20 protein-coding genes and 5 tRNA genes are annotated in these 18,362 nt (G+C 71.4%); 6 read left to right on the top strand and 19 right to left on the bottom strand.

All coding sequences use genetic code 11. From position 1 onward, the window contains the following. Nucleotides 1–37: 37 nt before the first annotated feature. The 4 genes from coaD to ACGF3I_RS20335 all read right to left on the bottom strand — a co-directional run bounded on the left by coaD (nucleotide 38) and on the right by ACGF3I_RS20335 (nucleotide 5,155). Nucleotides 38–517: a pantetheine-phosphate adenylyltransferase gene (coaD, locus tag ACGF3I_RS20350; RefSeq protein ID WP_393134126.1), complete on the bottom strand. Its 480-nt coding sequence runs from the start codon at nucleotides 515–517 to the stop codon at nucleotides 38–40. Nucleotides 518–543: 26 nt separating this feature from the next. Then, nucleotides 544–1,140: a 16S rRNA (guanine(966)-N(2))-methyltransferase RsmD gene (gene rsmD, locus ACGF3I_RS20345; protein WP_393133919.1), complete on the bottom strand. Its 597-nt coding sequence runs from the start codon at nucleotides 1,138–1,140 to the stop codon at nucleotides 544–546. Between the two features lie 83 nt (nucleotides 1,141–1,223). Then, the gene (gene recG, locus ACGF3I_RS20340) at nucleotides 1,224–3,443 is read right to left on the bottom strand and encodes an ATP-dependent DNA helicase RecG (RefSeq protein ID WP_393133917.1); all 2,220 of its coding nucleotides are present in this window, start codon (nucleotides 3,441–3,443) and stop codon (nucleotides 1,224–1,226) included. Between the two features lie 104 nt (nucleotides 3,444–3,547). After that, entirely contained in the window at nucleotides 3,548–5,155 is a 1,608-nt protein-coding gene (locus ACGF3I_RS20335) for a DAK2 domain-containing protein (protein ID WP_393133915.1), read from the bottom strand. A 249-nt stretch (nucleotides 5,156–5,404) separates the two neighbouring features. Here ACGF3I_RS20335 and rpmB point away from each other — a divergent pair, with 249 nt between their 5' ends. Next, a complete protein-coding gene (gene rpmB / locus ACGF3I_RS20330; RefSeq protein ID WP_003957616.1) occupies nucleotides 5,405–5,590 on the top strand; it encodes a 50S ribosomal protein L28 in 186 nt (61 codons plus the stop codon). Nucleotides 5,591–5,702: 112 nt separating this feature from the next. Here rpmB and thiD read toward each other — a convergent pair whose 3' ends face one another. Both thiD and ACGF3I_RS20320 read right to left on the bottom strand, forming a co-directional pair. Next, a complete protein-coding gene (gene thiD / locus ACGF3I_RS20325; protein WP_393133913.1) occupies nucleotides 5,703–6,485 on the bottom strand; it encodes a bifunctional hydroxymethylpyrimidine kinase/phosphomethylpyrimidine kinase in 783 nt (260 codons plus the stop codon). Continuing rightward, a complete protein-coding gene (locus ACGF3I_RS20320; RefSeq protein ID WP_393133911.1) occupies nucleotides 6,482–7,447 on the bottom strand; it encodes a thiamine-phosphate kinase in 966 nt (321 codons plus the stop codon). The genes thiD and ACGF3I_RS20320 overlap by 4 nt, the downstream gene beginning before the upstream one ends. 224 nt (nucleotides 7,448–7,671) lie before the next feature. Between ACGF3I_RS20320 and ACGF3I_RS20315 the strand changes: the two genes are divergently transcribed. Beyond that, the gene (locus ACGF3I_RS20315) at nucleotides 7,672–7,905 is read left to right on the top strand and encodes an Lrp/AsnC family transcriptional regulator (RefSeq protein ID WP_100577926.1); all 234 of its coding nucleotides are present in this window, start codon (nucleotides 7,672–7,674) and stop codon (nucleotides 7,903–7,905) included. 20 nt (nucleotides 7,906–7,925) lie between these two features. Continuing rightward, a complete protein-coding gene (locus ACGF3I_RS20310) occupies nucleotides 7,926–8,408 on the top strand; it encodes a DUF3515 domain-containing protein (RefSeq protein WP_393133910.1) in 483 nt (160 codons plus the stop codon). Nucleotides 8,409–8,424: 16 nt separating this feature from the next. On the opposite strand, the gene ACGF3I_RS20305 is transcribed toward ACGF3I_RS20310, so the two are convergent. From ACGF3I_RS20305 to ACGF3I_RS20295, 3 genes are read right to left on the bottom strand one after another with little or no spacing between them, the layout of a single operon-like run. Further along, complete coding sequence (locus ACGF3I_RS20305) at nucleotides 8,425–9,582, bottom strand: D-alanine--D-alanine ligase family protein (protein ID WP_393133909.1); 1,158 nt, start codon at nucleotides 9,580–9,582, stop codon at nucleotides 8,425–8,427. Between the two features lie 59 nt (nucleotides 9,583–9,641). Further along, complete coding sequence (locus ACGF3I_RS20300) at nucleotides 9,642–10,655, bottom strand: NAD(P)H-dependent glycerol-3-phosphate dehydrogenase (protein ID WP_393133907.1); 1,014 nt, start codon at nucleotides 10,653–10,655, stop codon at nucleotides 9,642–9,644. After that, nucleotides 10,652–11,404: a lysophospholipid acyltransferase family protein gene (locus ACGF3I_RS20295; protein WP_393133905.1), complete on the bottom strand. Its 753-nt coding sequence runs from the start codon at nucleotides 11,402–11,404 to the stop codon at nucleotides 10,652–10,654. The genes ACGF3I_RS20300 and ACGF3I_RS20295 overlap by 4 nt, the downstream gene beginning before the upstream one ends. Nucleotides 11,405–11,651: 247 nt before the next feature. Here ACGF3I_RS20295 and cofC point away from each other — a divergent pair, with 247 nt between their 5' ends. After that, nucleotides 11,652–12,275, top strand: coding sequence for a 2-phospho-L-lactate guanylyltransferase (gene cofC / locus ACGF3I_RS20290; protein WP_393134124.1), 624 nt, complete (start codon nucleotides 11,652–11,654; stop codon nucleotides 12,273–12,275). Nucleotides 12,276–12,284: 9 nt separating this feature from the next. Further along, nucleotides 12,285–12,488, top strand: a complete 204-nt coding sequence (locus tag ACGF3I_RS20285) for a hypothetical protein (RefSeq protein WP_393133903.1) — start codon at nucleotides 12,285–12,287, stop codon at nucleotides 12,486–12,488. A 115-nt stretch (nucleotides 12,489–12,603) separates the two neighbouring features. On the opposite strand, the gene ACGF3I_RS20280 is transcribed toward ACGF3I_RS20285, so the two are convergent. The 4 genes from ACGF3I_RS20280 to leuC all read right to left on the bottom strand — a co-directional run bounded on the left by ACGF3I_RS20280 (nucleotide 12,604) and on the right by leuC (nucleotide 15,899). Next, on the bottom strand, nucleotides 12,604–13,266 hold the full coding sequence (locus ACGF3I_RS20280) for an HU family DNA-binding protein (protein ID WP_393133901.1): 663 nt from the start codon (nucleotides 13,264–13,266) through the stop codon (nucleotides 12,604–12,606). A 144-nt stretch (nucleotides 13,267–13,410) separates the two neighbouring features. Further along, nucleotides 13,411–13,638, bottom strand: a complete 228-nt coding sequence (locus ACGF3I_RS20275) for a hypothetical protein (protein ID WP_267056617.1) — start codon at nucleotides 13,636–13,638, stop codon at nucleotides 13,411–13,413. 239 nt (nucleotides 13,639–13,877) lie between these two features. Further along, a complete protein-coding gene (gene leuD, locus ACGF3I_RS20270; protein ID WP_393133898.1) occupies nucleotides 13,878–14,471 on the bottom strand; it encodes a 3-isopropylmalate dehydratase small subunit in 594 nt (197 codons plus the stop codon). A 3-nt stretch (nucleotides 14,472–14,474) separates the two neighbouring features. Continuing rightward, nucleotides 14,475–15,899, bottom strand: a complete 1,425-nt coding sequence (gene leuC, locus ACGF3I_RS20265) for a 3-isopropylmalate dehydratase large subunit (protein WP_393133896.1) — start codon at nucleotides 15,897–15,899, stop codon at nucleotides 14,475–14,477. Nucleotides 15,900–16,071: 172 nt separating this feature from the next. On the opposite strand from leuC, the gene ndgR reads away from it, so the two are divergent. Next, nucleotides 16,072–16,788, top strand: a complete 717-nt coding sequence (gene ndgR, locus ACGF3I_RS20260) for an IclR family transcriptional regulator NdgR (protein ID WP_146482504.1) — start codon at nucleotides 16,072–16,074, stop codon at nucleotides 16,786–16,788. Nucleotides 16,789–16,972: 184 nt separating this feature from the next. Here ndgR and ACGF3I_RS20255 read toward each other — a convergent pair. From ACGF3I_RS20255 to ACGF3I_RS20230, 6 genes are all read right to left on the bottom strand, one after another. Further along, nucleotides 16,973–17,045 (bottom strand) — tRNA-Glu (locus ACGF3I_RS20255). 52 nt (nucleotides 17,046–17,097) lie between these two features. After that, nucleotides 17,098–17,169: transfer RNA gene (locus ACGF3I_RS20250), tRNA-Gln, on the bottom strand. Between the two features lie 16 nt (nucleotides 17,170–17,185). Beyond that, nucleotides 17,186–17,258: transfer RNA gene (locus ACGF3I_RS20245), tRNA-Glu, on the bottom strand. A gap of 61 nt (nucleotides 17,259–17,319) precedes the next feature. After that, nucleotides 17,320–17,392, bottom strand: a tRNA-Glu gene (locus tag ACGF3I_RS20240). A 23-nt stretch (nucleotides 17,393–17,415) separates the two neighbouring features. After that, nucleotides 17,416–17,487 (bottom strand) — tRNA-Gln (locus ACGF3I_RS20235). A gap of 89 nt (nucleotides 17,488–17,576) precedes the next feature. Next, nucleotides 17,577–18,296 (bottom strand): HAD family hydrolase, encoded by a 720-nt coding sequence (locus tag ACGF3I_RS20230; protein WP_393133894.1) that lies wholly within the window; start codon nucleotides 18,294–18,296, stop codon nucleotides 17,577–17,579. Between the last annotated feature and the right edge of the window lie 66 nt (nucleotides 18,297–18,362).

Genomic DNA, 18,362 nt, shown 5'->3' with positions numbered 1-18,362 from the left:
GGACTGTCAGTGGTCAGTCCCGCGACCGCTCACCGGCTCACTTCTCGGCGAGGCGGGCGACCAGGGCCTCGTGGACGGTGGCCGGCAGCAGGTGGGAGACGTCTCCGCCCCAGGTGGCGACCTCCTTGACCAGCGAGGACGACAGGAAGCTGTACGTCGGATTGGTGGGGACGAACAGCGTCTCGACACCCGAGAGCCCGTTGTTCATCTGGGCCATCTGCAACTCGTAGTCGAAGTCGCTGACGGCGCGGAGGCCCTTGACGATGGCGGGGATGTCCCGCTGCTTGCAGAAGTCGACGAGCAGGCCGTGGAAGGACTCGACCTCCACGTTGCCGAGGTCGGCGGTCACCTCGCGGATCATCCCGATCCGCTCGTCGACGGTGAACAGGCCCTTCTTCGACTGGTTGATCATCACCGCGACATGTACGACGTCGTACAGGCGGGAGGCGCGGGCGATGATGTCGAGGTGTCCGTTGGTGATGGGGTCAAAGGACCCGGGACAGACGGCGCGGCGCATCTGGTGTCCCTCGCTCTCCGGTCCGGTCATGGGGTGGCTCGCGGTGCGTTGTCGCACGTGGAGGCGGCGCGACCGTACCAAAGCGTTCCCTCGCCGTAACGACGGGCCCGCAGTGCTTCGAATCCTTCGGGCCAGCCGAATTCCCCGCCTCTGGTGCTGCGCTCCACGGTGACGAGACAGTCCTCCGCGAGCCAGCCCCCACGGCGGAGTGTGAGCAGGATCTCGCGAAGATCGTCATCGGTGACGGCGTAGGGCGGGTCGAGGAAGACCACGTCGTAGGGATCGGCCGGCGCCGGTCCTGTGACGATCTGTTCGGCTTTGCCCGCGCGCACCTCGGCACCGGGCAGCTTGAGCGTGGCCGCGTTGTCGCGGACGGTGCGCACGGCGCGGGCGTCGGCCTCGACGAGCAGGGCGTGCGCTGCGCCGCGGGAGAGGGCCTCAAGGCCGACGGCACCCGATCCCGCGTACAGGTCGGCGATCCGGATGCCGTCGAGGGTGCCGAGCAGCGCCTCCCAGGTGGAGAAGAGGCCCTCCCGCGCCCGGTCGGAGGTGGGGCGGGTGCCGTTGCCCGGCGGTACGGCCAGGCGGCGTCCGCCGGCCAGGCCGGCGATCACGCGGGTCATCTCAGTCCTTGTCCGTCTTCATGCAGCTCGTGAGGTTCATGCGGCTCGTGCGGTTCACGCGTCGGATGTGCTCCCCCAGTCTCTCAGCCCTTGTCGAGGTACTGCTCGCGGTCCTTGTCGAGCAGGGCGTCGAGCGCGGTGCGCAGCTCCGGCAGGTGGTCGAGGCCAGGGTCGGCGGTGACCACTGCGACGGCCTCCTCGCGGGCCGCGGCGATGACCTCCTCGTCGTCGATGACGGTGAGCATCCGCAGCGAGGAGCGCACTCCGGACTGGGCCTGGCCGAGCACATCGCCCTCGCGGCGCTGTTCGAGGTCGATGCGGGAGAGCTCGAAGCCGTCGAGGGTGGAGGCCACGGCGGTGAGCCGGGCCCGGGCCGGGCTCGCCTCGGGCATGTCGGTGACGAGCAGGCACAGGCCGGGCGCGGAGCCACGGCCGACGCGGCCGCGCAGCTGGTGGAGCTGCGAGACGCCGAACCGGTCGGCGTCCATGATCACCATCGCGGTGGCGTTCGGCACGTTCACACCGACCTCGATGACGGTGGTGGCGACCAGCACGTCCACCTCGCCGGCGCCGAACCGGCGCATCACGTCGTCCTTGTCGTCGGGCTGCATCCTGCCGTGCAGGATCTCGGTGCGCAGCCCGGCCAGCGGCCCCCTGGCCAGCTGGTCGGCCACCTCGATGACGGCGAGCGGGGGCCGCTTGTCGGCGGTCTCGGCCTCCTCGGCCTTCTTTTTGGCCTTGGCGGTCTTCTTCTCGTCCCCCTCCTCGGCATCCCCGATCCGCGGGCACACCACGTACGCCTGGTGTCCCTTGTCGACCTCCTCGCGCACCCGCTCCCAGGCGCGCGCAAGGAAGTGCGGTTTGTCCTGGGCGGGCACGACATGGCTGGCGATGGGCGAGCGGCCGGCGGGCAGCTGGTCGAGGACGGAGGTCTCCAGGTCGCCGAAGACCGTCATGGCCACCGTGCGCGGGATGGGGGTGGCCGTCATGACGAGCAGGTGCGGGGGTTGTTTGCCCTTGCCGCGCAGGGCGTCGCGCTGCTCGACGCCGAAGCGGTGCTGTTCGTCGACGACGACCAGGCCCAGGTCGTGGAACTGCACCTTGTCCTCGATCAGGGCGTGGGTGCCGATGACCAGGCCCGCCTCGCCGGTGACCAGGTCGAGCAGGGCCTGGCGCCGGGCGGGCACGCCCATGGAGCCGGTGAGCAGGACCACCTTGGTGCCGAGGTCGGCGCCGCCGAGCATGCCGCCTTCGGCGAGCTCGCCCATCATCTCGGTGATGGAGCGGTGGTGCTGCTGGGCGAGGACCTCGGTGGGCGCGAGCATCGCGGCCTGGCCGCCCGCGTCGACCACGGCGAGCATGGCGCGCAGCGCGACCATCGTCTTTCCGGAGCCGACCTCGCCCTGGAGCAGGCGGTGCATCGGGTGCTCGGTCGCCAGGTCGTCGAAGATCTCCCGGGAGACCTTCTGCTGGCCCTCGGTGAGGGTGAAGGGCAGCTTGGCGTCGAAGGCGTCGAGCAGGCCGCCGGGGGCCGGCCGCCGTGCCACGGCGGGGAGTTGGGCGTCGGCGTGCCGGCGTCTGGCGAGGGCGACCTGGAGGACGAAGGCCTCGTCCCACTTCAGGCGCTGCCGGGCGTCCTCGATGTCGGCCCTGGTGTGCGGCCGGTGGACTTTGAGCAGCGCCTCGGGAAGCGGGACGAAGCCGCGTCCTTCGCGCAGCGCCCCGGGCAGCGGGTCGACGGCCTCGCGGGCGCTGGGCAGCACCGCGTCGACCGCCTTGGCGATCTTCCAGGACTCCAGGCCCTTGCAGGCGGGGTAGATGGGGATCAGGGCGCCCGCCCAGGAGTCGATGTCCGCCGCGTCCTCGCCCTCGGCGGCGTCGGCGCCGAGCTTGGCGTAGGTGGGGTGGGCGAGCTGCATGCGCCGGTTGAACATCGACACCTTGCCGGCGAACATCGCCCGGCTGCCCGGCAGGAGTTCCTTGTGCGGCTTGTGGATGCCGCGGCCGAAGAAGACCAGCTGGAGCCGGCCGCTGCCGTCGGTGATGGTGATCTCCAGGCGCTGGCCGCGCCCGCCGTTGAAGGTGTGCACCCGGGCGTCGGCGACCTGGGCGACGACGGTCACGTCCTCGTCCAGGGGCAGCTCGGCGAGCTTGGTGAGCTGGCCCCGCTCCTCGTAGCGGCGCGGGTAGTGGTGCAGGAGGTCGCCGACCGTGTGCAGGCCGAGGTGCTCGGCCATCACCTTCGCGGTGGGTCCGCCGAGCAGCTTCTTCAGTGGTTCTTCGAGCGCAGGCACGCGGTCCATTGCACACCACGGGACTGACAGCCCGCCAAAGGCTGTGGACAACCACCGGTCGCGCCGTGCCGCCCGGCCCCCGGCGGGGCGCTCCCCCGCATGCGCGGAGCCGGCTATTCCACGCCGATCAGCAGGGGCACGCCCTGCCGTCCGCCCTCGTAGACCACGGTGTCGACCGCGAGATGGGCCTTGCTGACGTGGGCCTCCAGCTGGGCGGCCAGGCCCGGCGGCGCGTCGGCGGACAGGACCAGCGTGACCAGTTCGCCGCCCGCCGCCAGCATCCGGTCGAGGACCGTGCGGGCGGTGCCCGCGAGTTCCTGGCCGATGACGACCACGTCGCCGTCGATGAGGCCGAGCACGTCCCCGGCCTGGCAGACGCCGGCCATCGTCCACGACTGCCGTTCGGCGACGGCCAGTTCGGCGTGCCGGGTCGCGCCGGCCGCCGAGGTCATCGCCACGACGTCCTCGTCGAAGCGCCGCTCGGGGGCGTGCACGGCGAGCGCCGCGATGCCCTGGACCGCGGCCCTGGTCGGGATGAGGGCGACCCGGATGCCCTCGGCCCTGGCCTGTTCGACGGCGGCCGCGGCCGTGTGGCGCAGCTCGGCGTCGTTCGGCAGCAGCACCACCTCGCGGGCGTGCGCGCGCCGGATCGCCTCGACGAGTTCCCCGCTCGCGGGGGCCTCCCCCGGCCGGGCGAGCACGGTCGTCGCGCCGGCCTCGGCGCACAGGCCGGCCAGGCCCTCGCCGGGCACGACGGCGACCACGGCCCGCTGGACCTGCTCCTTGGGCGGCGGGGGCGCCGACCGCTGCTCGAAGTGCGTGATCCGGATCCGGTGCGGGCGGCCCGCCTCGACCCCGGCCTCCACGGCGGCGCCCGCGTCGTCCACGTGCACGTGGACGTTCCAGAGCCCGTCGCCGCCGACCACCACCAGGCAGTCGCCGAGCCGGTCGAGCCGCTCGCGCAGCCGCTCCACGGCCGCGTCGTCGGCGTCCAGGAGGTAGATCACCTCGAAGGCGGGCCCGAAGGCCGCCGCCTCGGCCGGGCAGTCGTCCACCGGCACGGGCACCGGGGCGTCCCCGCGCACCACCGGGGCCTCGCCGGACAGGGCCTGGACGAGCGCGCCGAGGACCGTCACCAGGCCCCGGCCGCCCGCGTCCACGACGCCCGCGCGCCCGAGCGCGGCGAGCTGGGACGGGGTGGCGTCCAGGGCGTCGCGGGCGCCCGCGTAGGCGGCCTGGGCGACCGCACCCGGGGTGCCGTCCGTCGCCGCGGCCGCCTCGGCCGCGGCGGTGGCCACGGTCAGGACGGTGCCTTCGACGGGGTGGGCGACCGCCAGATAGGCGGAGGAGGCGGCCCGGCCGAGGGCCCCGGCCAGGTCCCCGCCGTCCGTGGCGACGACGTCCGCCATGCCCCGCAGGAGCTGGGCCAGGATCGTGCCGGAGTTGCCGCGGGCGCCGATGAGCGCGCCGTGCGCCATGGCCCGTACGACGTCGGCGGTGGGCGGGACGCCGTCGTAGACGGGCGGCTCGGGGTAGGCGGCGAAGACGGCCTCGACGGCCTGGGCCGCGGACTCCATCGTCAGATACAGATTGGTGCCGGTGTCCCCGTCCGCGACGGGATACACGTTGATCGCGTCGATCGCCTCGCGGTCCCGGCCCAGTGCGTCGAGCGCCAGCGCGCACCAGGTGCGTACCGCGACGGCATCGAGGGTCTGCGGCACCTGGTGGTCCTCCTTGCGGGCGGGATGCGGCTGAACCCGCAGCGTAGACCCGGTGCGGGCCGGGGGCCGGAGCGGGGGCGGCCGGGACCGTGGTAGTTTCGTATCTCGGGAGCAGGCGTTGTATGCTGCTTCGGTTGCCCGGCGAGAGTCGGGCCAATTCCCCCGGCGAACCACTTCAGATCTCTGATTCCGGTGCGCCGGATTTCACTGTAAGTGCATTTAATGCATCTGAAGTCTTTGGAGTGACCCGTGGCTGCCAACTGCGACGTCTGCGGCAAGGGGCCGGGCTTCGGCAACAACATTTCGCACTCGCACCGCCGTACGTCTCGTCGCTGGAACCCGAACATCCAGCGTGTGCGTGCCGTGGTCGGTCGGACGCCGAAGCGGCTCAACGTCTGCACCTCGTGCATCAAGGCCGGCAAGGTCTCGCGCTAATTGCGACGTCTGTCGTAGCGCAGCCCCTGCGGTTGCCTTGAAAAGCCGGTCCACCTCGGTGGACCGGCTTTTTGCCGTACCCGGGCACGGCCGGCCGGCCCGAGGCTCCGGCTCAGCGCAGCCGCCAGCCGTGGTCGACCGGGCCGATGCCCGCGCCCAGCGAGAACCCGGCCGCGATGGCGCCCGTGACGTACTCCTTGGCCGCCCGGACCGCCTCGGGGACCCCGAGCCCGCGGGCCAGGCCCGAGGCGATGGCGGAGGCCAGGGTGCAGCCGGTGCCGTGGGTGTGCCGGTTGTCCAGGCGCGGCGCCCGCAGCCAGTGCTCCTCGGTGCCGTCGCTCAGCAGGTCCACGGCGTCGCCGGGGAAGTGCCCGCCCTTGATGAGTGCCCAGCGCGGCCCGAACTCCAGGACCGCCGCGGCGGCCCGCCGCATCCCGTCCTCGTCCTCGACCAGGACGCCGGTGAGCTGGGCCACCTCGTCCAGGTTGGGCGTCGCGACGGTCGCGGCCGGGAGCAGGCGGGTGCGTACGGAGTCGAGCGCCTCGGCCGCGAGCAGCGCGTCGCCGTGCTTGGAGACGCCCACCGGGTCCACCACGACGGGAGCCCGCGTTCCGGCCAGGAGGTCCGCCACCTCTTCGACGAGCGGCGCCGACGCCAGCATGCCGGTCTTCACGGCCTGGACGCCGATGTCGTCCACCACGGCCCGGTACTGCGCCCGGACCGCCTCCACCGGAAGCTCCCAGGCCCCGCGCACACCGAGCGAGTTCTGCGCGGTGACGGCGGTGATCACGCTCATGCCGTGGACGCCGAGGGCCAGCATCGTCTTGAGGTCGGCCTGGATGCCGGCGCCGCCGCCGGAGTCGGATCCGGCGACGGTCAGCACGCGGGGGATCATGCGGGCTCGTCCCCGAAGTGGTCCCAGCCGCCCTTGCTGGTCCAGGGCGCGCCGTCCACGGTCACGGTGGGCAGCGCGGACGGGTTGAGCACCTCTCCGATGACCTTCCAGCGGGCGGGCAGCTTCACGTCCGGCGGGAAGGTCGCCACGATCGCGTGGTCCTCGCCGCCGGTGAGCACCCACTGGAGGGGGTCGACGCCGACGGCCTGTCCGATGTCGCTCATCTGCGTCGGGATGTCGATGAGGCCGGAACGCAGGTCGATGCGGACCTTGCTGGCCTCGGCGATGTGGCCGAGGTCGGCGACCAGGCCGTCGCTGACGTCGGTCATGGCGGTGGCGCCGAGCCCGGCCGCCGCCGGGCCCGCGTGGTACGGGGGCTCGGGGCGGCGGTGGGCCTCGACGAAGGCGCGGGGCGAGCGGAAGCCGCGCGAGAGCACCGCGAACCCCGCCGCCGACCAGCCGAGCCAGCCGGTCACCGCGACGACGTCGCCCGGCTGGGCGCCCGCCCGCGTCACCGGCTCGTGGTTGCGCAGGTCGCCGAGCGCGGTGATGGCCACGGTGATGGTGTCGCCGCGCACCAGGTCGCCGCCGACCACGGCCGCGCCCGCCACCTGGCACTCGTCGCGGATGCCGTCCATCAGCTCGGTGGGCCAGGTGGCCGGCAGCTCGGCGGGCACCACGAGGCCGAGCAGCACGGCGGTCGGCACGGCGCCCATGGCGGCGATGTCGGCCAGGTTCTGCGCGGCGGCCTTGCGGCCGACGTCGTACGCCGTCGACCAGTCGCGCCGGAAGTGCCGGCCCTCCAGGAGGATGTCCGTGCTGGCGACCACCCTGCGGTCGGGTGCGGTCACGACCGCGGCGTCGTCGCCCGGCCCCAGCCGGACCGCGGGGGTGGAGGTGAGCCGGGAGGTCAGCTCCCTGATGAGCCCGAACTCCCCCAACTCGCCCACAGTGCCTTTCACCGTGTCCCACCTCTCATCGTCGTACCTCGTACGGCCCCGAGCGCTTGCGGTCGCGAGCGGTCGCGGGCCTGGGTACCGTCAACACATACGTCAACTTCATGGCCGGCCCCGCCCCTCGGCGTGCCCGGCCGCTCGCGCGGGTCTCCCCGTCGCGCGGGGCGACGCGGTACCGTGGCGTCTCTTTCTCTCCCCCACATGATCCTCGTGGCCGCCCTGGAGGTTCCGTGGTACAGGCGTACATCCTCATTCAGACCGAAGTGGGCAAGGCGTCGACCGTCGCCGAGGCCATCGCAAAGCTCCCGGGGGTGATCCAGGCCGAAGACGTCACCGGGCCGTACGACGTGATCGTGCGGGCCCAGGCCGAGACCGTGGACGAACTGGGCCGCATGGTGGTCGCCAAAGTCCAGCAGGTGGACGGCATCACCAGAACCCTGACCTGCCCCGTCGTCCATCTGTAGCCCCCGCATACCCTGGGCCGGTGACCTTCTCTCGCCGGCCGCTCATCATCCTGCCCGTGGCCGCCCTCCTGGCGGCCGCGGGCTGTTCTTCGTCCGACGCCACCGCGCAGGTGGCGGTTCCCTCGCCGTCGGCGAAGGAGGCGGCCGCCTGCACGGCTCTGGACGGGCTCCTGCCCGACACCGTGGCCGGGCAGAAGCGGCACGACCCCACCCCGGACTCGCCGTTGACGGCCCGGTGGGGGGACGGAGACGCGGAGATCGTACTGCGCTGCGGGATTCCGCGCCCCGACGAGGTGGCGGATCCGAAGTACCCCGGCGTCGAAGTGGAGCGGGTCTCCTGGACCGTGCAGGCCCGCGCGCAGGGGCCGCGCTTCATCACGCAGTACCGGGAGCCCTACGTCGAGCTGCTGACAGGGACGCGGTACGAGCACGACGCCTCCGTGCTCCAGCCGTTCGGCGCCCCTGTCGGCAAGGCGATTCCCAAGACGCTCGACGTGCCCTAGGACGGGCGCCGCGGCGTCAGCGCAGGCCCGTGGGCCGGCGCAGCGCCGCCTGGATGAGGCGGTCGACCAGGTCCGCGTAGGCGACCCCGCTCTCCTGCCACATCCGCGGGTACATCGAGATCGGCGTGAAGCCCGGCATCGTGTTGATCTCGTTGATGACGAACTCGCCGTTGTCCTGCAGGAAGAAGTCCGCGCGGACCAGGCCCTCGCAGGAGGCCGCCTCGAACGCCTCGACGGCCAGGCGCTGCACCTCGGCGGTGGCCTCGTCGCCGATCGGCGCGGGCACGATCCCGGCGGCCGAGTCGATGTACTTGGCCTCGAAGTCGTAGAAGTCGTGGGCGGTCACCGGCGGGATCTCGGCCGGCACGCTCGCCCGCGGCCCGTCCTCGAACTCCAGGACGCCGCACTCGATCTCCCGGCCGCGCAGCAGCGACTCCACGAGGAACTTGGGGTCGTGGCGGCGGGCCTCCTCGATGGCCTCGTCCAGGCCGTCGAAGGAGTCCACCTTGGTGATGCCGAACGAGGAGCCGGCCCGCGACGGCTTGATGAACAGCGGCCAGCCGTGCTCGGCGGCGAAGTCGGCGATGCGCCGGCGGGCGCCCTTCTCGTCCTGCTCCCACTCCCGCGGACGGACCACCAGGTAGGGCCCGACGGGCAGTCCGAAGGAGGTGAAGACGCGCTTCATGTACTCCTTGTCCTGCCCGACGGCCGAGGCGAGCACGCCCGCGCCGACGTAGGGGATGCCGGAGAGTTCCAGGAGTCCCTGGAGGGTGCCGTCCTCGCCGTAGGGGCCGTGCAGCACGGGGAAGACGACGTCGACCTCGCCCAGCGCCTTGGGCACCGATCCGGGCTCGGTGTACATGACTTCACGGCTGGTGGGGTCCACCGGCAGGGCCACACCGCCCTCGGGCGACTCGGCGAGCTCGTCGACGCTGGGGGTGCGCCGGTCGGTGATCGCCATCCGCTCCGGTTCGTCGGCGGTGAGTGCCCAGCGGCCGTCCGTGGTGATGCCGATGGGCAGCACGTCGTACTTCGTCCGGTCGATGGAGCGCAGCACGGCGCCGGCGGTCACGACCGAGATGCCGTGTTCCGAACTGCGGCCGCCGAACACTACGGCCACCCGCGGCTTGCGGAGCTGCTTCTCAGGGCTCTGGGGGAGGTTCTCGCTGCTCATATCGCGATGAGAGTACCCGTTCGAGGCGCCCGGTCCACGGCCCCGGGCGCCCGGCGCGCTCAGCGCCGCTCGGCCTTGGCGCTGCGCGACATCAGCTCCTTGAGCGCGACGACCGGCGGCTTGCCCTCGTGGACGATGCCGACGACGGTCTCCGTGATGGGCATGTCCACCCCGTGCCGGCGGGCCAGATCCAGCACGGATTCACAGGACTTGACGCCCTCGGCGGTCTGCTTGGTGACCGCGATGGTCTCCTGCAGCGTCATGCCCCGGCCGAGGTTGGTGCCGAAGGTGTGGTTGCGCGAGAGCGGCGACGAGCAGGTGGCGACGAGGTCGCCGAGTCCGGCCAGACCGGAGAACGTCAGCGGATCGGCGCCCATGGCGAGGCCGAGGCGGGTGGTCTCCGCGAGGCCGCGGGTGATGAGCGAGCCCTTGGCGTTGTCGCCGAGACCCATGCCGTCGGCGATGCCGACGGCGAGCCCGATCACGTTCTTGACGGCGCCGCCCAGTTCGCAGCCCACCACGTCGGTGTTGGTGTACGGGCGGAAGTACGGGGTGTGGCAGGCGGCCTGGAGGCGCTGGGCGACGGCCTCGTCGCGGCAGGCGACGACCGCGGCGGCCGGCATCCGCTGGGCGATCTCCTTGGCGAGGTTGGGCCCGGTGACCACGGCGACGCGTTCCTCGCCGACCTTGGCGACCTCGGCGACGACCTCGCTCATCCGCTTGGCGGTGCCGAGTTCGACGCCCTTCATCAGGGAGACGAGCACCGTGTCGGGGGCCAGCAGGGGCGTCCAGGCGGCGAGGTTGTCGCGCAGCGTCTGGGAGGGCACGGCGAGGACGGTGAAGTCGGCGCCGGCCGCCGCCTCGGCGGGGTCGGTGGTGGCCCGTACGGAGGCGGGCAGTTCGATGCCGGGCAGGTAGTCCGGGTTGCTGCGGGTGGAGTTGACCGCTTCGGCGAGCCCGGGGCGCCGGGCCCACAGGGTCACCTCGCAGCCCGCGTCGGCGAGGACCATGGCGAACGCCGTGCCCCACGAACCGGTTCCGAACACCGCTGCCCTGGTGGTGCCGTGTGTCACTTGGAGCCCTCCCCGGCGGCCTCGCGGCGCTGACGCGCGCGGACTTCGCGCAGATCGTACGGTTTCTCGGGGGCCTTCTCGCCCCGCAACTCCTCCAGCAGCGAGGTGATCGCGGCCATGATGACCTCGGTGACCTCCCTCAGCACCTCGGGCGTCGGCTCCTTGTCGTAGAACCGGTCGAGGTCGACCGGCGGACCGGCCTTCACCTGGAGCGTCTTGCGCGGGAAGAAGCGGACCTTCTTCTCCTTGGCGTACGGCGGCATCGCCAGGTTCGCGCCCCACTGGGCCACCGGGATGACGGGCGCCCGGGTCAGCAGGGCGGCCCGCGCGACACCGGTCTTGGCGGTCATCGGCCACTGGCCGGGGTCACGGGTGAGGGTGCCCTCGGGGTAGAAGGCGACGCATTCACCGCGTTCCACGGCGTCCACGGCGGCCCGGAAGGCACCGACCGCGTTGGTGGACTCGCGATAGACGGGAATCTGGCCCGTGCCGCGCAGCAGGATGCCGACGCCCGGAGCCTTGAAAAGCGCCGCCTTGGCCAGGAATCGGGGCACTCGTCCGGTGTTGTATTGGAAATGCCCGTACGAGAACATGTCCAGATACGAGTTGTGATTGATGGCGGTGATGAATCCGCCGTCGGCCGGAATGTTGTCCATTCCACGCCAGTCCCGCTTGAACAGAACGACCAGCGGCGGTTTTGCGATGACCGCCGCAAGGCGGTACCAGAAGCCGATTCTGCGGCGGGACACTCGGACACCTTCCTCTGTGGACCCCGGCCAGGCCTCTGCACACCCCGGGGGACCGACTCTTCGTGGCTGCTGGGGGAAAGTCTCGCCCCGGGCCCCTGGTCTGTCGAGAACACCGTACGCCCCGGTCCGCGCACCGGCCGTCCCGGCAGGTGACAATGAAGCCCGCCGCCGTCCGGGGACGTCGGTTCCGGGCCCGGAGGGAGGGGACGCCACGAATACCGCCGCGGGCGCCCGCTGGTGCCTCGTCATTCCGCTGAAGCCCTTGGCGCGGGGCAAGAGCAGGCTCGCCGCCGCCGTCGGCGAAGCGCTGCGGCCGCGCCTCGCGCTGGCGTTCGCCCTGGACACCGTGGCCGCCGCGCTCGCCTGCCCCGCGGTGCGGGATGTGGCGGTCGTCACCAGCGATCCGCTGGCCGGGGCCGAACTGGCCGCGCTGGGGGCGCGGGTCGTGCCCGACTCCCCCGGCGCGGGCCTCAACGCGGCCCTGGCGCACGGGGCCCGGCGGGTGCGCGAGTCCGGGCCCCCGCCGCCGGTGGCGGCCCTGAACGCGGACCTGCCCGCGCTGCGCCCCGCCGACCTGGCCCGGGTGCTGGCGGCCGCCGGGGCATTTCCGCGGGCTTTTCTCGCCGATGCGGCGGGAATCGGCACGACGTTCCTCTCGGCCCTTCCCGGGCGGGATCTGAACCCGCGTTTCGGCGGCCCCTCACGGGCGGCCCATGGTGCGTCCGGGGCCGCAGAAATCCTGCTCGACGGGGTGGACTCGGTGCGCCGGGACGTGGACACGGGCCCGGACCTGCGGGCCGCGCTCCGCCTCGGCGTGGGGCCCGCCACCGCCGCGCTGCGCGGCGTCCTGGAGCCCGTACAGGGGCATTAGGCTGCCGGTATGCAGGCGACCGCGTACACATACGACTTCGAGACCCGCAGCGGCAGTGTGCTGCTCGACGACGGCACCCCGGTGGACTTCGGGGCCGAGGCCTTCGACGCGGGCGGTCTGCGGCTGCTGCGGCCCGGCCAGCGGGTCCGCATCGAGACCGAGGGGCCGCGGGACGCGCCGCGCATCACGCTGGTGACGCTCCAGACGTTCTGAGCCCGGGGCGCGGGCGTTCTGATCCCGTGGCGCGGGGCGACTTGGCCGGAAAACGGCCGCGGGCCGGGTCTCCCCGAGGGGAGCCCGGCCCGGCGCTTGAGCCTTGCCGCCGCGACTACTTCTTGCGAGCGGTCGTCTTCTTGGCGGTGGTCTTGCGCGCCGTGGTCTTCTTCGCGGGCGCCTTCTTCGCGACGGCCTTCTTGGCCGGCGCGGTCTTCTTCGCGGTGGCCTTCTTGGCGGTCGTCGTCTTCTTCGCCGGCGCGGCCTTCTTGGCGGTGGCGGCCGTCTTGTTGGCGGTCGCCTTCTTCGCGGTGGTCTTCTTCGCCGCCGTGGTCTTCGCGGCGGCGGTCTTCTTCACCGCGGCGGTCTTCTTGGCGACGGCCTTCTTGGCGGTGGTGGCCTTCTTGGCCGCGGCCTTCTTGACGGTCGTGCGGGTGGAAGTACCGCCCGAGAGGCTGCCCTTGGGGGCCTTCTTGACGGCGACGTCGTTCTTCGGGAGCTTCTTCGAGCCCGCGACGAGGTCCTTGAAGCCCTGGCCCGCACGGAAGCGCGGAACGGAGGTCTTCTTGACCCGGACGCGCTCACCCGTCTGCGGGTTGCGGGCGTAACGGGCCGGGCGGTCGACCTTCTCGAACGAGCCGAAACCGGTGACCGAGACGCGGTCGCCGGCGACGACGGCGCGGACGACCGCGTCCAGCACCGCGTCCACCGCGTCCGCGGCCTGCTGACGGCCGCCGACCTTGTCGGCAATCGCTTCTACGAGCTGCGCCTTGTTCACGTCTTCCCCTTCGGAGACATTGCCTGAGCGAAAGCGTCCAGGCCTTTTCGCACGTTAGGCAGATATATACCGCAAATCAAACACGAAACGGGCTAATCACCCTAGTGCCGCAACGAAGTCGGCTCGCGCCGAGTTCCTTACGGCTCAGTCGCCTTCGGGGAATCGGCCCTCGTCGAGGTCCTTCATCAGCCGGTCCAGACGCCTTGCCGCATCAGCGAGATCGTGTTTGGCAGCCGCTGTTATGACCAGCAGCTTCCGGGACAGCGCCATCCGTACGCCCTCCGGGACTTGCAGTTCGCGCACCCTTGTGTGCGCTTCTTTGAGTTGGTCCGCCACCATCCCGTAGAGCTCGAGTTGGCTGTCGCGTTCCATGCGTCGATTGTGCCATCTGAGGCGAGTTGTCACCTCCGGCGGGGGCAACTGAGCGAATCCGGCGTCTGCCGACCGCTCGTACGACCTCCCGGTCGCGCAAGCGACTATCCAGCCATCTGCCCTGCGCACAAGGCTAGTTGACGTCACCCCCGGAGCCCAAAACGCGACGCGCCCCCTGCCCGGAAATCAATCCGGAAAACAGGGGGCGAGATGCAGCCGAAGGGGGGTCAATACGCGGTTCAGGCCTGGATCGTGCTCGGCTTGAAGGCGGGTCGACGGGACTCGTAGGCGGCGATGGCAGGCTCGTTCTGGAGCGTGATCGAGATGTCGTCCAAGCCGTTGAGCAGTCGCCAGCGGGCGTTCTCGTCGAGTGCGAAGTCGGCGGTGACGCCCTCCGCGCGGACTTGGCGATCCTGCAGGTCAACCGTGATCTCGGCCTGGGGATCGCGCTCGATCAGGGCCCACAGTTCGTCCACGGTCGGCTGGTCGAGCACGACCGTGAGCAGCCCGTTCTTCAGCGAGTTGCCGCGGAAGATGTCGGCGAAGCGGGACGAGATGACGGCCTTGAAGCCGTAGTTCTGCAGGGCCCACACCGCGTGTTCGCGGGAGGATCCGGTGCCGAAGTCGGGGCCCGCGACCAGGACCGTGGCGCCCTTGCGCTCGGGCCTGTTCAGGACGAACTCGGGGTCCTTGCGCCAGGCCTCGAAGAGCCCGTCCTCGAAGCCGTCGCGGGTGACCTTCTTCAGCCAGTGGGCCGGGATGATCTGGTCGGTGTCGACGTTGGAGCGGCGCAGCGGCACGGCCCGGCCGGTGTGTGCGGTGAACGCTTCCATGGTTCAGGCCTCCACGGGGGTACGGGCGTCGGACAGGTCGGCGGGCGAGGCCAGATGGCCCAGCACCGCGGTGGCGGCGGCGACCTGCGGCGACACCAGGTGGGTACGGCCGCCCTTGCCCTGCCTGCCCTCGAAGTTGCGGTTGGAGGTGGAGGCGGAGCGCTCGCCCGGGGCCAACTGGTCCGGGTTCATGCCCAGGCACATCGAGCAGCCCGCGTGCCGCCATTCGGCTCCAGCGGCGGTGAACACCTTGTCCAGACCCTCGTCCATGGCCTGCAGGGCGACCCGGACCGAGCCCGGAACCACCAGCATCCGTACGCCGTCGGCGACTTTGCGGCCCTCGATGACGGCCGCCGCGTTGCGCAGGTCCTCGATGCGGCCGTTGGTGCAGGAACCTACGAAGACGGTGTCCACGTCGATGTCGCGCAGGGCCTGTCCGGCGGTCAACCCCATGTATTCCAGGGCCTTTTCGGCGGCCAGGCGCTCCGAAGCGTCCTCGTACGAAGCCGGGTCGGGGACGTTCGCCGACAGGGGCGCGCCCTGGCCGGGGTTGGTGCCCCAGGTGACGAACGGCGAGAGCTCGTCGGCCTTGATGACGACCTCGGCGTCGAAGACCGCGTCCTCGTCCGTCTTCAGGGTCTTCCAGTACGCGACCGCCGCGTCCCAGTCCTCGCCCTGCGGGGCGTGGACGCGCCCCTCCAGGTAGTCGAAGGTGGTCCGGTCGGGCGCGATCATGCCCGCGCGGGCGCCGGCCTCGATCGACATGTTGCAGATGGTCATGCGGGCCTCCATCGAGAGCTTCTCGATGGCGGAGCCGCGGTACTCCAGGACGTAGCCCTGGCCGCCGCCGGTGCCGATCCTGGCGATGATGGCGAGGATCAGGTCCTTGGCGGTGACGCCGTCGGGCAGTTCGCCCTCGACGGTGATGGCCATGGTCTTGAAGGGGGCCAGCGGCAGCGTCTGGGTGGCGAGCACGTGCTCGACCTGGCTGGTGCCGATGCCGAACGCCAGCGCGCCGAAGGCGCCGTGGGTGGAGGTGTGCGAGTCGCCGCAGACCACGGTGGTGCCGGGCTGGGTCAGTCCCAGCTGCGGTCCCACCACGTGGACAACGCCCTGCTCGACGTCGCCCAGCGGGTGCAGGCGCACCCCGAACTCGGCACAGTTCTTGCGCAGCGTCTCCAGCTGGACCCGGGAGACCGGGTCCGCGATCGGCTTGTCGATGTCGATCGTGGGGGTGTTGTGGTCCTCGGTGGCGATGGTGAGGTCGAGGCGCCGCACCTGGCGACCGTTCTTGCGCAGTCCGTCGAAGGCCTGCGGGCTGGTCACCTCGTGCAGCAGGTGAAGATCGATGAAGAGCAGGTCCGGCTCGCCCTCGGCTCGCCTGACGACATGGTCGTCCCAGACCTTCTCCGCGAGTGTCCTACCCATCGCCTTCCCTCCGGCCGGCGTCGTCGCCGGCACTACTAGAGCTCCGTTGCCCGTGCCCGTACCGCACGCCCCGGGCGGGCCGCGCTCCGTTGTACGGATCGCCAGTACAGCTTGACGACTTCCGGAGAAAATTGAACTTGCGTTTCACAGAGTGAGACGCGAATATCGTTGCATGGACAACTCTAGCGGCGTAGGCGTTCTGGACAAGGCAGCCCTTGTCCTGAGCGCTCTGGAGTCCGGTCCGGCCACCCTCGCAGGTCTGGTCGCGGCCACTGGGCTCGCACGACCCACGGCACACCGACTGGCCGTGGCACTGGAACACCACCGGATGGTGGCGCGTGACATGCAGGGCCGGTTCATCCTCGGCCCGCGCCTGTCCGAGCTCTCCGCGGCGGCCGGCGAGGACCGCCTGCTGGCCACGGCCGGCCCGGTCCTGACGCATCTGCGGGACGTCACCGGCGAGAGCGCCCAGCTCTACCGCCGGCAGGGCGACATGCGGATCTGCGTGGCCGCCGCCGAGCGCCTCTCGGGTCTGCGCGACACCGTGCCGGTCGGCTCCACGCTGACCATGAAGGCCGGGTCCTCCGCGCAGATCCTGATGGCCTGGGAGGAGCCGGAGCGCCTGCACCGGGGCCTTCAGGGCGCCCGCTTCACCGCGACGGCCCTCTCCGGGGTGCGGCGCAGGGGCTGGGCCCAGTCGATCGGCGAGCGCGAGCCGGGCGTGGCCTCGGTCTCGGCGCCGGTGCGCGGGCCCTCGAACCGGGTCGTGGCGGCCGTATCGGTCTCCGGCCCCATCGAGCGCCTGACCCGGCACCCCGGGCGGATGCACGCCCAGGCGGTCATCGACGCCGCCGGCCGCCTCTCCGAAGCCCTGCGCCGCAACGGCTGACGTTCCCCTCCTGCCACTTTCCGGCCCACCGCTTCAACGCCGCAGCGGTGGGCCGGAGGTGTGTCCGGGGCCGGGGTCGATGCCCAACTGGGCGCGGCGGGAAGCTACTTGACGGAGGTGCGGAGCGGAAGCCGGGCAAACGAAAAGGCCCTCCGCATGATGCGAAGGGCCCATTCTCTGTGCGTACCCCCGACCGGATTCGAACCGGCGCTACCGCCTTGAGAGGGCGGCGTGCTAGGCCGCTACACAACGGGGGCCTGCCTGCATGTTCGGACCTTCGAAGAAGATCCTGGATCGTGTGATGATCCGCTGGGCTACCAGGACTCGAACCTAGAATGACGGTACCAGAAACCGTAGTGTTGCCAATTACACCATAGCCCATGGTGGTTTAGACCAGTACCCCCGACCGGATTCGAACCGGCGCTACCGCCTTGAGAGGGCGGCGTGCTAGGCCGCTACACAACGGGGGCCCTAGCGATCCTGCATCGAGTCCACCGGGTGCGACCCTGGTGATCCCGCGGGAAGGATCTGTACCCCCGACCGGATTCGAACCGGCGCTACCGCCTTGAGAGGGCGGCGTGCTAGGCCGCTACACAACGGGGGCCTTTGCAGATGAAGCTCTGCGAGCTGGGCTACCAGGACTCGAACCTAGACTAACGGAACCAGAAACCGTCGTGCTGCCAATTACACCATAGCCCACCAAAACGCAACTCCCGTAAGGAGTTTTGCTTGGCTTGCGCTGTCGGTTCGGGGTTTTTCTTCCCGTTCCCCTCGGCGCAGGAAGAACATTACCCGAAGGTGACCGGCGCTCCAAAACGGGTATCGAGGCGCAGCAGGCCGGGGAGCTGGTCGAGTCCCGTGATGCGTACGAGTTCGGGGCGCCCGCCGGTCCCCGAGCGGTCCAGCCACACGCCCTTGAGCCCCGCTTCGACCGCCCCGCGTGCGTCGATGTCCGGCTGGTCGCCCACGTAGACGATCTCCTCGGGCGGCAGTCCGAGGGCCTCGCAGGCGGCGTGGAAGGCGGCGGCCTCCGGTTTGGCGACGCCGAGTTCGGCCGCGCACAGCAGCGCCTCGAAGCGGTCCCGCACACCGAGGGTCCGCAGCTTGCGGTCCTGGTTGAGCAGGGAGGAGTTGGAGAGGACCGCGTGCCGGTAGTCGGCGGCCAGCAGGTCGAGGACGGGCAGGGTGTCGGGGAACAGGCTCCAGGCGGCCTCGTAGTGCGCCACGTGCCGCTCGAACCACGCGTCGGCCGCCTCGTCGCTCATGCCCTCGTCCACGAAGGAGCGCACCCGGTCCCGGCGCTGGCCCGCCCAGTCGGTCTCGCCGGCCGCGAACCGCGCCCAGTGGTGGGCGGTCACCTCGCTCCAGCGGTCCAGGGCGCCCTCCACCGTCGCGTACGCCACGGGCAGACCTTCGAGGCCCAGGTGCGTGCGCATCCCGGAGCGCGAGGCCGTGGTGTAGTCGAAGATCGTGTCGTCGATGTCCCACAGGACGGCGCGGATGGCCATGGTCCGAGCTTAGGCCCGGCGTCCGCGGTGCGGACGGGTTTCGGCCGGTGCGCGCCGGGGGCCCGG

This window comes from Streptomyces sp. NPDC048111 (genome assembly GCF_043202815.1).
In the GTDB taxonomy this organism is placed as follows: domain Bacteria; phylum Actinomycetota; class Actinomycetes; order Streptomycetales; family Streptomycetaceae; genus Streptomyces.
The sequence above is the reverse complement of the archived record's forward strand: the minus strand, read 5'-3'. Positions and strand labels throughout refer to the sequence as shown.

Excerpts from the sequence above, each read along its gene's own strand:
- coaD (WP_393134126.1), bottom strand. The coding sequence starts at position 517 with ATGCGCCGCGCCGTCTGTCCCGGGTCCTTTGACCCCATCACCAACGGA.
- rsmD (WP_393133919.1), bottom strand. The coding sequence starts at position 1,140 with ATGACCCGCGTGATCGCCGGCCTGGCCGGCGGACGCCGCCTGGCCGTA.
- recG (WP_393133917.1), bottom strand. The coding sequence starts at position 3,443 with ATGGACCGCGTGCCTGCGCTCGAAGAACCACTGAAGAAGCTGCTCGGC.
- thiD (WP_393133913.1), bottom strand. The coding sequence starts at position 6,485 with ATGATCCCCCGCGTGCTGACCGTCGCCGGATCCGACTCCGGCGGCGGC.
- ACGF3I_RS20305 (WP_393133909.1), bottom strand. The coding sequence starts at position 9,582 with ATGAGCAGCGAGAACCTCCCCCAGAGCCCTGAGAAGCAGCTCCGCAAG.
- ACGF3I_RS20285 (WP_393133903.1), top strand. The coding sequence starts at position 12,285 with ATGCAGGCGACCGCGTACACATACGACTTCGAGACCCGCAGCGGCAGT.
- ACGF3I_RS20275 (WP_267056617.1), bottom strand. The coding sequence starts at position 13,638 with ATGGAACGCGACAGCCAACTCGAGCTCTACGGGATGGTGGCGGACCAA.
- leuD (WP_393133898.1), bottom strand. The coding sequence starts at position 14,471 with ATGGAAGCGTTCACCGCACACACCGGCCGGGCCGTGCCGCTGCGCCGC.
- leuC (WP_393133896.1), bottom strand. The coding sequence starts at position 15,899 with ATGGGTAGGACACTCGCGGAGAAGGTCTGGGACGACCATGTCGTCAGG.
- ndgR (WP_146482504.1), top strand. The coding sequence starts at position 16,072 with ATGGACAACTCTAGCGGCGTAGGCGTTCTGGACAAGGCAGCCCTTGTC.
- ACGF3I_RS20230 (WP_393133894.1), bottom strand. The coding sequence starts at position 18,296 with ATGGCCATCCGCGCCGTCCTGTGGGACATCGACGACACGATCTTCGAC.